Below are 11,474 nucleotides of genomic sequence, written 5' to 3'. Positions count from 1 at the left end.
CCTGCAGCGCACCTCCACGACCGGCACCCCCAACCAGATCGCGATGTACTCCTACACCGAGTCCGACTGGAAGGCGGCCGACCCCGCGACCTCGACCAACCCGTCGGCGACCATCGGTTTCTCCAACGGCAAGATCATCACGCACAACGTGGCCGGGGGCAGCACGATCAAGAACGTCGCCGACTACGTGGTGGGCCGGTGGTACACGGTGCGCAACGTCGTCGACCTCGGCACCAGGACGTTCGACTTCTACGTCGACGACATGACGACGCCCGTGCTGGCGGACCAGCCGCTGCGGACCGCGGTGGACGACCTCGACCACTTCAACTTCTTCGTGAACGGCTCCAACCGGGGCGACCTGCTGGTCGACTACTTCCGGGTGAACACCGGCGCCCCGTACGGCTACGGCGACTCCTCCCTCCGGTCGGTGGCGGCGTCCGTGGACGGTGAGCCGGTCCCGCTGACGGCGTCGGCGGACGGCCTGACCCACTCGGGCACCGTCCACCCGTTCGCGACGACGGCCTCCGTCTCGGCCGCGGCCGGCAGCGCGTTCGCGAAGGTCGCCGTCAACGGCACCGACGTGACCGGCGGCGGTGCGGTCGAGGTGGAGCTGGCCGCCGGCTCGGTCGACGACGCCGAGATCGTCACCGCGGTGCCCGTGGTGGTCACCGCCGAGGACGGGACGCGGAGCAGCTACACCGTCTCGATCTCCCGCACCAACCCCAACCAGCTCACCCAGCTGAGGAGCCTGTCCGTCGAGGGGTACCAGCTGAGCCCGGCGTTCACCCCCGGCCGCCAGGGTGAGGACGAGCCCTACGAGGTCGTGGGGGTCCTCGACGCCGACGTGGCCGCCGTGCAGCTGTCGTGGGACCTCGGCTGGGCCGGCCAGCGGGTGCAGGTCGACGGGGAGGTCCTGCCCGCGGGTGCGACGGGGGCGCGCGTGGAGCTCCAGGACGGCGAGAACCTCGTCGAGGTCACCGCGAACTCGTACGCGGGCGACTTCGCCACCTACGTGGTCGAGGTGACGCGGGAGGCGGCCGCGCCGCCGGACACGACCCGTCCGGTGGTGCAGCTCGTGTCGCCGGCGAGCGCGGGTCCGCTGCGGGAGGTCGCGGTGCAGGTCGACGCGACCGACGACAGGGGCCTGGGCAAGATCGTCGCGAACGTCTACCGCGACGGGACGCTGGTCAAGAGCACGCAGTCGCCGGTGGACGGGGCGACGTCCGCGTCCCACCGCGCCGCGGTGACCCTGCCGGACGGCAGGTACACGCTGCGGTACAACGCGCACGACCTGGCGGGCAACGTCTCGCAGACCGGGTCGTTCGCCTTCTCCGTCGACACCACGGCGCCGACGGTGACTGTGAAGACGGGACCGGGCGAGTCGGTCGGCGGCAACGGGGTGTACTCGAAGGTCAGCTTCAAGCTCTACGACGCCGGCAAGATCGACAAGGCGACCCTGAACGGGGTGGTCAAGGACCTCGTGAACGACGTCTGGTCGGACGTGAACTACGCCAAGCCGGGCGTGGGCGGCGCCGTCAGGGGTGAGAACACCCTCGTGGTGCACGACGTGGCGGGCAACGCCACCACGACCACCTTCGTCCTGCGGTAGGAGCTGGTCCCGGCCGCGGTCCCCTCCTGGTGCGGAGGGGGCCGCGGCCGTCCGCGCGACGCGCACCGCCTCGTTGCGCGTGCACAACTTGCGTATGCATACGATGGGGGTGTGAGCCTCCTGTTCAGCCCCCTGACCCTGCGCGGCACCACCTTCGCCCACCGCATCTGGGTGGCGCCGATGTGCCAGTACTCCTGCGACCCGGTCGCCGCGCCCGGCGTGCCTCACGACTGGCACCTCGCCCACCTCGGCGCCTTCGCCGTCGGCGGTGCCGCGCTCGTCCTCACCGAAGCCGCCGCCGTGCTGCCCGAAGGCCGCATCAGCCCCCAGGACGCCGGCATCTGGAACGACGAGCAGGCCACCGCCTGGGCCCGGATCGTCGCCTTCCTGCACGCACAGGGTTCCGCCGCCGGCATCCAGCTCGCCCACGCCGGGCGCAAGGCCAGCACCGTGCGCCCGTGGGAGCCGGTCCAGGGCAGCGTGCCCGTCGCCGAGGGCGGCTGGGAGACCGTCGCCCCCAGCGCCGTGCCGTTCGGGGGTTACGCGGTGCCCCGCGAGCTCGACGCCGCGGGCATCGCCGACGTCGTCACCGCCTTCGCCGACGCCGCCCGCCGCGCCGACGCCGCCGGTTTCGACGTCGCCGAGGTGCACGCCGCGCACGGCTACCTGCTGCACCAGTTCCTCTCCCCGCTGTCCAACCACCGCACCGACGGCTACGGCGGCGACTTCGCCGGCCGCACCCGCCTGCTGCTGGAGGTCGTCGACGCCGTACGCGCGGCCTGGCCCGCGGACAAGCCCCTCTTCGTGCGGCTGTCGGCCACCGAGTGGACCGAGGGTGGCTGGGACGTCGACGACAGCGTCCGCCTGGCGGGGCTGCTGCGCGAGCACGGCGTCGACCTCGTCGACTGCTCCACCGGCGGCAACGTCCCGCACGCCCGCATCCCCGTCGGTCCCGGCTACCAGGTGCCGATGGCGCAGGCGGTGCGCTCCGGCGCCGGCGTGCCCACCGCCGCCGTCGGGATGATCCTGCAGCCCGCGCAGGCCGAGCAGGTCCTGGTGACCGGGCAGGCCGACGCCGTCCTGCTGGCCCGCGCGCTGCTCACCGACCCGCGCTGGCCGCAGCGCCCCGCCGAGGCCCTCGGGCACGCCCTGCCCTGGCCGGCGCAGTACCTGCGCGCGACGGCGGCCGCGGTCGCCGCGCAGCAGCCGCGCCGCTGACCGCACCCACCCCGGCACCCGGGCCCGCACCCCGGTCGGCGCGCCTGCCGCTCGGGGTGCCCGCCGGTCCGCGCGGGGGCAGGATGGAACCATGACCACCGGCCTCACCGGCAAGCTCCTGCTGGCGACGCCCGCGCTGAAGGACCCCAACTTCCACCGGGCGGTCGTCCTGGTGCTCAACCACGACGACGACGGGGCCCTCGGCGTCGTGGTGAACCGCCCGCTGAGCGTCGACGTGGCCGCGGTGCTGCCGGGCTGGCAGCCGTTCACCACCGCCCCGGGCAAGCTCTATCAGGGTGGGCCGGTCGCGCTGGACTCCGCGCTGGGCCTCGTGGCGGTGCCCGGCGACCGCCCCGAACCGCTCGGGGTCCGCAAGGTGTTCGGGTCGGTCGGGCTGGGCTCCGTGGGGCTGGTGGACCTCGACGCCCCGCCCGAGGTGGTGGCCGCCGAGCTGTCCGGGCTGCGCATCTTCGCCGGCTACGCCGGCTGGAGCGCCTCGCAGCTGGAGGGCGAGATCGCCGAGGGGGCCTGGTTCGTGCTGCCCGCGGAGTCGCGCGACCCCTTCACCGACGCCCCCGGCCAGCTGTGGGGGGACGTGCTGCGCCGCCAGGGCGGCGACCTGGCCCTCGTCGCCAGCTTCCCCGAGGACCCCTCGCTCAACTGAGCCCGGCCCACCCCCGGCCGCTGCGGCAGGCTCGCCGGCGGTCCCCCTCGCGTACGATCCCGCCATGAGCACGCCGTTCCCGGACGACCCCTCCTCGCCCTCGCAGCAGCCGCTGCAGCAGCCGTCGACGACGGCCGTCCTGGAGCGCGAGACGCTGCCCGACGAGCGCGTCGAGCCCGGCGACCACGAGCGCTTCGCCCACTACGTGCGCAAGGAGAAGATCCTCGAGTCCGCCCTCTCCGGCGAACCCGTGATCGCGCTGTGCGGCAAGGTCTGGGTGCCCGGCCGCGACCCCAACCGCTTCCCCGTCTGCCCCACCTGCAAGGAGATCTACCAGGGCCTGCGCGGACCGCAGGACGGCGGGGACTCCTGACCCGGCGCCCCGGGCGGCACGTCCGCCGCGGGGCGTCCCGGAACCGGCCCGCGGCCCGTCCGTCGGCTACCGTGGCTGGACCGTGAGCACCGCCCTCCCCGAACCCCGCGACGCCTCCGGCACCCCTGCGCGGCCCCTGCGGGCCTGGCAGCGGGCTGCCCTGGAGGCCTACTTCGACCCCGCGCGCGACGACGCCGCCGACTTCCTCGTCACCGCGACACCCGGGGCGGGCAAGACGACGTTCGCGCTCACCCTGGCCCGCCGTCTCCTCGACACCCGCCGGGTGGACCGCGTCGTCGTCGTGGCGCCCACCGACCACCTGCGCACGCAGTGGGCGGAGGCGGCGCACCGGGTGGGCATCGAGCTGGACCCGACGATGAGCAACGCGGTCGGGCCGGTGCGCCCCGACCAGCAGGGCTACGTCACCACCTATGCCCAGGTCGCCGGCCACCCGATGCTGCACCGGGCCCGGGCCACCGCCAAGCGCTCCCTCGTCGTGCTCGACGAGATCCACCACGCCGGCGACGGGCTGTCCTGGGGGGAGGCGGTGCGCGACGCCTTCGCCGACGTCCGCCGGCGCCTGGCCCTGACCGGGACGCCGTTCCGGACGAAGGCCGACGAGCGCATCCCCTTCGTCCCCTACGTCGAGGACGACTCCCCGGAGTCCGAGGGCGGGCTGCGCTCCAGCGCCGACTACACCTACGGCTACCGCGAGGCCCTCGCCGACGGGGTCGTGCGCCCGGTCGTGTTCGCCGCCTACACGGGCACCTCGCGCTGGCGCAACAGCGCGGGGGAGGTCATCGCGGCCTCGCTCACCGAGCCGTCGACGAAGGCGGTGGAGGCGCTGGCGTGGCGCACCGCGCTCGACCCGCGCGGGGACTGGGTGCCGCACGTCATCGCCGCCATGGACGAGCGGCTCACCCACCTGCGCGAGTTCGGCATGCCCGACGCCGGCGGCCTCGTGCTCGCCTCCGACCAGGAGGACGCCCGCGCCTACGCGAAGATCGTGCAGCGGGTCACGGGGGACAAGCCCGTCCTCATCCTCTCCGACGACCCCAAGGCGTCGTCGAAGATCAAGGACTTCGCCGAGGGCGACCAGCGCTTCGCCGTCTGCGTGCGGATGATCTCCGAGGGCGTCGACGTGCCGCGCGCCGCCTGCCTGGCCTGGATGACCTCCTACCGCACCCCGCTGTTCTTCGCCCAGGCCGTCGGGCGCGTGGTGCGCGCCCGGGCGCGGGGAGAGTCCGCGACGGTGTTCCTGCCGGCGGTGCGCCCGCTGCTGGCGCTGGCGGCGGAGCTGGAGGGCGACCGCAACCACGTCATGCCGCCGCCGCCGGCGGGCACCGCCCTGCCCGACCCCGGCGAGCTGGACGCGCTGCCCGTCGAGCGCGCCGAGGCCGGGCCCAAGGAGTTCGAGGCGCTGGAGGCGCAGGCGGAGTTCGCCCACGTCCTGCACGGCGGGCGGGCCGTCACCGCCGGCGCGCAGCCGCTGGAGCTCGACGCCGACGCGGAGGACTACCTCGGCCTGCCCGGCCTGCTCTCCCCCGAGCAGACCGCGGCCCTGCTCGCCCAGCGCGACGCGGAGATCCGCAGGCGCACCCAGCAGCCCGCGCTCCCCGAGCCCGGCGTCGAGCCGGCGCCGGCTCGCGCGGCGGAGGAGGAGGCCGAGGAGGCCACCTGGCACACCGCCGCGCTGCTGCGCAAGGAGATCCACTCCCTCGTCGGGCGGGTCGCGGCCTCCCGGCGGCAGCCGCACGCCTCCGTCTACGCCACGCTGCGCTCCGCGGTGCCCGGGCCACCCTCGGCGTCGGCGCCGGTGGAGCTGCTGCGCCGGCGCCGCGACCACCTGCTGGGCCAGGTCTGAGAGGAGGCGGAGCCGTGCCGCAGATCCTGGTCCGCACCCTGGTGCGGGCCGACGTCGAGGTCGTCTTCAACACCAGCCTCGACCTCGACGTGGAACTCGTCGCCGGCCGGCGCTACGGCGTGCGCGCCGTGGGCGGGCGCACCAGCGGGCAGCTGCAGCTGGGCGAGCACGTCCGGTGGCGGCTGCGCCTGCTCGGCGTCGTGCCCCTGACGCACACCTCCGAGCTCGTGGTGGTCGAGCGGCCCGGGCGCTTCGTCGACGAGATGCGCGCCGGGGCCTTCGCCGAGTTCCGCCACGAGCACCGCTTCGAGGTCGAGGGCCCGCACATGACGATCATGACGGACCGCATGACGTGGACCAGCCCGCTCGGGCCGCTGGGCGCCCTCGCGGACGTCGTGCTCGTGCGCCCGGTGCTGCTGCGGCTGCTCGCCGACCGCAACGCCGAGATCGCCCGGCGCGTGGAGGGCCGCCGCTGAGGGCGCCGGCGGCACCGCGGCGCACGGCGGGGCGTTGAGCGGGCCGTGGCATCCTCGACCTCCATGAGCACCCCGTCAGGCTGGTACCCCGACCCCTCCGCCCCCGGGTGGCTGCGGTGGTGGGACGGCGCCGCCTGGACGGAGCACACCCACCCCGCCGCGCCGGTCCAGGGCAACGGGCAGGGCTCCGGGCAGGGCTCCGGGCAGCAGGGACCGTGGGCGCAGCAGCCCTCCCCGTGGGCCGGGCCCGGGACGGTGCAGCCCACCGGGCAGCAGCCGCCGTGGACCGCCGCGACCGAGGTGCCGGGCGGGCGGGCGCGGGCCACCCCCGACGGGCAGCCGCTGGCCCACCTCGGGATGCGGCTGCTGGCGCGCGTGGTGGACGGGATCCTCGTGGCGGCGCTGACGGCCGTCGCCGGCTACCCCTACCTGCAGCGGATGTGGGTGGTGTTCCAGGACTACTGGCAGGAGGCGATGTCGGCCGTGGAGGCCGGTCGCGCGGCGCCGGACACCCTCGGGCTGCTGACCGACGCCACCTACGTCGAGGCCGCCGCCGCCCTGGTGCCGATCACCATCGCGGTGTCGGCGGTCTACACGATCCCCATGCTGCGCTACTTCGGCGCCACCCCCGGCAAGCTCCTGTGCGGCGTGCGGGTGCGCAGCTGGGCCCGGCCGGGCCTGCCGAGGTGGAGCGAGTCGATCATGCGCTGGCTCACCTCGGACCTGCTGGCCAACCTGCCCAGCCTCGGGGCCGTCTACCAGCTGCTGGACTACCTCTGGCCGCTGTGGGACCGGCGCCGGCAGGCCCTGCACGACAAGTGGGCCGGCACCGTGGTGGTGCGCCGCCGCTGAGCGGGCCGGGGTCCGGCCTGGGTGCGGGTCAGCCCGCGACGACCCGGACCCCCGCCGCGCGCATCTGCTCCACCGCGGCGGCCGTCGTCGCCTCCGCCACGCCCGCGGTGAGGTCCAGCAGCACCGTCGTCGCGAAGCCTTCCCGCACCGCGTCCAGGGCGGTGGCCCGCACGCAGTGGTCGGTGGCGATGCCCACGACGTGCACCTGCGCGACGTCGCGCTCGCGCAGCCAGTCCGCCAGCCCCGTGGCCAGCTCCCCGCCCTCCTCCGTGACGCGGGTGGTGGTGCCCTCGAAGCCGGAGTAGGCCGCGGCGTACTGGCCCTTGCGGAACACCGCCTCCACGCGCCGGGTGTCCAGCGCCGGGTGCAGCAGCGTCCCGTAGCTGCCCGCCCGGCAGTGCGGCGGCCAGCTCGTCACGAAGTCGGGGGAGTCGGAGAAGTGCTCGCCCGGGTCGATGTGGAAGTCCTGGGTGGCCACCACGTGGTCGTAGGCGATCTCGCCGCGGGCCAGCAGCTGGCTGGTGGCCGCCGCGACCTCCGCGCCCCCGGCCACCGCCAGCGAACCGCCCTCGCAGAAGTCGTTCTGCACGTCGACGACGACGAGGGCGCGCTTCGCGGCGCTCACCGCACACCCCCCGCCACGGCCGGGACGGGGGGCAGCACGGTCGTCGGCACCGCCGCCTCCCCCTTGGACAGCGCCAGCCCGTCCCAGGGCAGGGAGACGAGCGAGCGCCGCAGCCGCTCCCGCGAGGCGTGCAGGTCCGGCAGGTCCGGCACGCGCCGCCCGCCGCGCACGAGCGGCACCTGCAGCGCGACGTCCCCGGGCTCCGCCGGCACCGGCGCGCCCACCGCGAGCACCTCCTCCGTGGCGGTGCCGGTCGGCTTGTGCCGGCGCACCGCGTGCTTGCGCCCGCCCTGGGTGGCCTTGGACGTGGAGCGCTTGGCCACCGGCCGGCCCTCCACCTCCACGAGCTTGTAGACCAGGCCCGCCGTGGGCGCCCCGGACCCCACGACGAGGGAGGTGCCCACCCCGTAGCCGTCCACCGGCGCGGCGGCCAGCGCCGCGAGGGCGAACTCGTCGAGGTCGCCGGAGACGACGATGCGGGTGCCGGTCGCGCCCAGGGAGTCGAGCTGGCGGCGGGCCTGCACCGCCAGCACCGCCAGGTCGCCGGAGTCGATGCGCACCGCCCCCAGCCGCGGACCGGCGACCTCCACGGCCGTGGCGATGCCGGCGGTGATGTCGTAGGTGTCCACCAGCAGCGTGGTGCCCGTGCCCAGCGCCGCGACCTGCGCCGCGAAGGCGTCGCGCTCGCTGTCGTGCAGCAGCGTGAAGGCGTGCGCGGCGGTGCCCGCGGTGGGGATGCCCCAGCGCCGGCCGGCCTCCAGGTTGGACGTGGAGGCGAACCCGGCCAGGTACGCGGCCCGCGAGCACGCCAGGGCGGCGTCCTCGTGGGTGCGCCGGGACCCCATCTCGATGAGGGGGCGCTCCCCGGCGGCGGTGACCATCCGGGCCGCGGCCGCGGCCACGGCGCAGTCGTGGTTGAGGATGGACAGCACCAGCGTCTCCAGCACGACCGCCTCGGCGAAGGTGCCGGTGACCGTCAGCAGCGGCGAGTGCGGGAAGAAGACCTCCCCCTCGGGGTAGCCGTCCACGTCGCCGCCGAAGCGGTACCCGGCCAGCCGGTCCAGCGTCGCGGCGTCGACGACGTCGCGCTCGCGCAGGTGGCCGAGGACCTCCTCGTCGAAGCGGAACGCCTCGATGGCGTCGAGCAGCCGGCCGGTGCCGGCGACGACGCCGTAGCGGCGGCCCTCGGGCAGCCGGCGGGCGAACACCTCGAACGTGCATCGCCGCTGCGCGGTGCCGTCGTGCAGCGCGGCCCGCAGCATCGTCAACTCGTAGTGGTCGGTCAGCAGCGCGGTGCTGCGCGGGTCGTTGCGCTGGGTGCTGCCGGAGCCGTCCGGTGCGCCGCTGGGCGCCGCCGTGCCGCCGGGGGTGCTCGCCGTCACGGCGGTCAGCCTAGGGCGCGCGGCCCGGCCCGCGTGGTCCTGGGCGTCCCGGCGCGTCCCTACGATGGGTGTCGTGAGCGCTGTGGTGACCGCCCCCGTGGAGCTCGAGCGACCCGAGAACGACGAGGCCACCGACCTGCAGCGGCCGTGGGTCACCCTCGTCTGGAACGACCCCGTCAACCTCATGTCCTACGTGACGTACGTGTTCCGCACGCACTTCGGCTACTCCCAGGCCAAGGCCGAGGCGCTCATGATGGACGTGCACCGCAAGGGGCGGGCCGTCGTCTCCTCCGGGGGCCGCGAGGAGATGGAGCGCGACGTGGAGGCCATGCACGGCTACGGCCTGTGGGCGACGCTGCAGAGGGACGAGTGAGGATGGCGCGCTTCCGCCGCGGCCGGGGCGGGCTGGTCTCCATCGACCTGGACCCCGTGGAGGTCGACGTCCTCGGCTCCCTGGCCCGGGAGGTCCTGGAGCTGCTCGACGTGCCGCTGGCGCCGCCCACCCACGGGCTGGACCCGCTGCAGGTGCAGCTGGGGCTCACCGACCTGGACCCCTCCGGGGAGCTGGGCGACGGGCCCACCGCGCCGCCGGAGGACGAGGTGCTGCAGCGGCTGCTGCCGGACGCCTACGGCGACGACCCGCGCGCCGCCGCGGAGTTCCGCCGCTTCACCGAGCGCGGCCTGCGCGAGCGCAAGGCGGCCGCCGGCCGCCGCATGCTGGAGTCCCTGCAGCCGGTGCAGGGGCAGGGCGGGCGGGTGCAGCTGGACGCCGAGGGCGCACGGGCCTGGCTGGCGGCCCTCAACGACATCCGCCTCGCCCTGGGCACCCGGCTGGGCGTCGAGGACGACGTCGAGGAGCAGCTGGCCGGCCTGGACGACGACGACCCGCGCCGCTACGCCTTCGCCGTCTACGACTTCGCGACCTACCTGCAGGAGACGCTCGTCCGCTCGATGCCCTGAGCGGCGCCCCGCCCGCGGTTCACCCGGACGGCGGTGCCGGCCGTGGCGTGCCGCGCCCGGCGCCCGGCGCGGCTTAGCATCCGGTGCGTGAGCGACGACCCCATCGGCATCTTCGACTCCGGTGTCGGCGGCCTCACGGTCGCCCGCGCGGTGCTGGACCAGCTCCCGCACGAGGAGGTCCACTACATCGGCGACACCGCCCACAGCCCGTACGGGCCCAAGCCGCTCGCCGAGGTGCGCCGCTACGCCCTCGACGTCATGGACCGCCTGGTGGGCTCGGGCGTCAAGATGCTCGTCATCGCGTGCAACTCCGCCAGCGCCGCCGTGCTGCGCGACGCGCGCGAGCGCTACGACGTGCCGGTCGTGGAGGTGATCCTGCCCGCGATGCGCCGGGCGGTGCGCGCCACCCGCAACGGCCGCGTCGGGGTCATCGGCACCCGCGCCACCATCGCCTCGCGCGCCTACGACGACGCCTTCGCCGGTGCGCTCGACGTGCAGCTGACGAGCGCGGCGTGCCCGCGGTTCGTGGAGTTCGTCGAGCGGGGCACCACCAGCGGCGAGGAGCTCATGGACGCGGCCCGGGCGTACCTGGCGCCCGTGCAGGCGGCCGGCGTCGACACCCTCGTGCTCGGCTGCACGCACTACCCGCTGCTGACGGCGGTGCTGCGCAGCGTCATGGGCGACGGGGTGACGCTCGTCTCCAGCGCGGAGGAGACCGCCAACGACGTCTACCGGGAGCTGTCCCGGCGCGGTGTGCTGCGCTCCGACGACGCCCCGCCCCCGCGGCACCGCTTCGTCTCCACCGGCGATCCGGCGCCCTTCGGCGAGCTCGCCCAGCGCTTCCTCGGCCCGCGCGTGTCGCTGGTCGAGGACCGGGTGCTGGCGGGCTGAGGCCGCTGTGCGGCTCACCGTCGTCGGCTGCTCCGGCTCCGTCCCCGGGCCCGCCTCCCCGGCCTCCTGCTACCTGCTGGAGGCGCCGGGGGAGGACGGGCGCACCTGGCGGATCGCGCTGGACGTGGGCAGCGGTGCGCTCGGCGGGCTGCAGCGGCACGCCGACCCCGCCTCCCTCGACGCGGTCGTCCTCAGCCACCTGCACCCCGACCACTGCCTGGACCTGTGCGGGCTGCACGTGTGGCTGCGCTACGGACCGGGGGCGGGGCGCGCGCCGCTGCCGGTGTGGGCCCCCGCCCACGCCCCGCAGCGGCTGGACGCGGCCTACCGCGCCGCCCCGGGGGAGGACGGGCTGGCGTCGTCGTACGACTTCCGCGCCCTGGCCGACGGGCTGCGGGTGCGGATCGGGCCCTTCGACGTGACGGCGCACGCGGCGGCCCACACCGTCGAGGCGTACGGCTTCCGGGTGGAGGCCGGCGGGCGGGTGCTCGTCTACTCCGGGGACACCGACACCTGCCCGGGGCTGCTGCGCGCGGCCGCCGGCGCCGACGTGCTGCTCG

General features: G+C 75.5%; 13 protein-coding genes. 11 read left to right on the top strand and 2 right to left on the bottom strand.

All coding sequences use genetic code 11. The annotated features are described in order from the left end of the window. From ABEB16_RS00890 to ABEB16_RS00860, 7 genes are all read left to right on the top strand, one after another. The coding region (locus ABEB16_RS00890; RefSeq protein ID WP_345710395.1) for a cadherin-like beta sandwich domain-containing protein at positions 1-1,609 on the top strand (1,609 nt) is incomplete at its 5' end. A gap of 111 nt (positions 1,610-1,720) precedes the next feature. Further along, complete coding sequence (locus tag ABEB16_RS00885) at positions 1,721-2,827, top strand: NADH:flavin oxidoreductase/NADH oxidase (protein WP_345710394.1); 1,107 nt, start codon at positions 1,721-1,723, stop codon at positions 2,825-2,827. A gap of 91 nt (positions 2,828-2,918) precedes the next feature. Then, a complete protein-coding gene (locus ABEB16_RS00880; protein WP_345710393.1) occupies positions 2,919-3,491 on the top strand; it encodes a YqgE/AlgH family protein in 573 nt (190 codons plus the stop codon). 64 nt (positions 3,492-3,555) lie between these two features. After that, a complete protein-coding gene (locus ABEB16_RS00875) occupies positions 3,556-3,864 on the top strand; it encodes a DUF3039 domain-containing protein (RefSeq protein WP_345710392.1) in 309 nt (102 codons plus the stop codon). A gap of 82 nt (positions 3,865-3,946) precedes the next feature. Then, positions 3,947-5,728 (top strand): DEAD/DEAH box helicase, encoded by a 1,782-nt coding sequence (locus tag ABEB16_RS00870; RefSeq protein WP_345710391.1) that lies wholly within the window; start codon positions 3,947-3,949, stop codon positions 5,726-5,728. A gap of 14 nt (positions 5,729-5,742) precedes the next feature. Next, entirely contained in the window at positions 5,743-6,204 is a 462-nt protein-coding gene (locus ABEB16_RS00865; RefSeq protein ID WP_345710390.1) for an SRPBCC family protein, read from the top strand. 63 nt (positions 6,205-6,267) lie between these two features. Then, positions 6,268-7,056, top strand: coding sequence for an RDD family protein (locus ABEB16_RS00860; RefSeq protein WP_345710389.1), 789 nt, complete (start codon positions 6,268-6,270; stop codon positions 7,054-7,056). 28 nt (positions 7,057-7,084) lie between these two features. On the opposite strand, the gene ABEB16_RS00855 is transcribed toward ABEB16_RS00860, so the two are convergent. Together ABEB16_RS00855 and ABEB16_RS00850 are read right to left on the bottom strand one after the other, a co-directional pair. Continuing rightward, on the bottom strand, positions 7,085-7,681 hold the full coding sequence (locus tag ABEB16_RS00855) for an isochorismatase family protein (RefSeq protein ID WP_345710388.1): 597 nt from the start codon (positions 7,679-7,681) through the stop codon (positions 7,085-7,087). Next, the gene (locus ABEB16_RS00850) at positions 7,678-8,943 is read right to left on the bottom strand and encodes a nicotinate phosphoribosyltransferase (protein ID WP_345710396.1); all 1,266 of its coding nucleotides are present in this window, start codon (positions 8,941-8,943) and stop codon (positions 7,678-7,680) included. Before ABEB16_RS00850 ends, ABEB16_RS00855 begins: the two co-directional genes overlap by 4 nt. 184 nt (positions 8,944-9,127) lie before the next feature. On the opposite strand from ABEB16_RS00850, the gene clpS reads away from it, so the two are divergent. The 4 genes from clpS to ABEB16_RS00830 all read left to right on the top strand — a co-directional run. Then, the gene (gene clpS / locus ABEB16_RS00845; protein WP_345710387.1) at positions 9,128-9,436 is read left to right on the top strand and encodes an ATP-dependent Clp protease adapter ClpS; all 309 of its coding nucleotides are present in this window, start codon (positions 9,128-9,130) and stop codon (positions 9,434-9,436) included. Between the two features lie 2 nt (positions 9,437-9,438). Then, positions 9,439-10,023: a DUF2017 domain-containing protein gene (locus tag ABEB16_RS00840; RefSeq protein WP_345710386.1), complete on the top strand. Its 585-nt coding sequence runs from the start codon at positions 9,439-9,441 to the stop codon at positions 10,021-10,023. 87 nt (positions 10,024-10,110) lie between these two features. Next, entirely contained in the window at positions 10,111-10,914 is an 804-nt protein-coding gene (gene murI, locus ABEB16_RS00835) for a glutamate racemase (protein WP_345710385.1), read from the top strand. A 7-nt stretch (positions 10,915-10,921) separates the two neighbouring features. After that, on the top strand, positions 10,922-11,474 hold a 553-nt coding region (locus tag ABEB16_RS00830), incomplete at its 3' end, for an MBL fold metallo-hydrolase (protein ID WP_345710384.1).

The sequence above is a fragment of the Kineococcus glutinatus genome (assembly GCF_039542765.1).
GTDB lineage: Bacteria > Actinomycetota > Actinomycetes > Actinomycetales > Kineococcaceae > Kineococcus_A > Kineococcus_A glutinatus.
Note: the sequence above shows the minus strand (reverse complement) of the source record. Positions and strands in the feature narration are given on the sequence as shown.

What these genes read in the sequence shown, in the direction of transcription:
- ABEB16_RS00880 (WP_345710393.1), top strand. Translation starts at nt 2,919, where the DNA reads ATGACCACCGGCCTCACCGGCAAGCTCCTGCTGGCGACGCCCGCGCTG.
- ABEB16_RS00875 (WP_345710392.1), top strand. Translation starts at nt 3,556, where the DNA reads ATGAGCACGCCGTTCCCGGACGACCCCTCCTCGCCCTCGCAGCAGCCG.
- ABEB16_RS00860 (WP_345710389.1), top strand. Translation starts at nt 6,268, where the DNA reads ATGAGCACCCCGTCAGGCTGGTACCCCGACCCCTCCGCCCCCGGGTGG.
- ABEB16_RS00850 (WP_345710396.1), bottom strand. Translation starts at nt 8,943, where the DNA reads ATGCTGCGGGCCGCGCTGCACGACGGCACCGCGCAGCGGCGATGCACG.
- clpS (WP_345710387.1), top strand. Translation starts at nt 9,128, where the DNA reads ATGGGTGTCGTGAGCGCTGTGGTGACCGCCCCCGTGGAGCTCGAGCGA.
- ABEB16_RS00840 (WP_345710386.1), top strand. Translation starts at nt 9,439, where the DNA reads ATGGCGCGCTTCCGCCGCGGCCGGGGCGGGCTGGTCTCCATCGACCTG.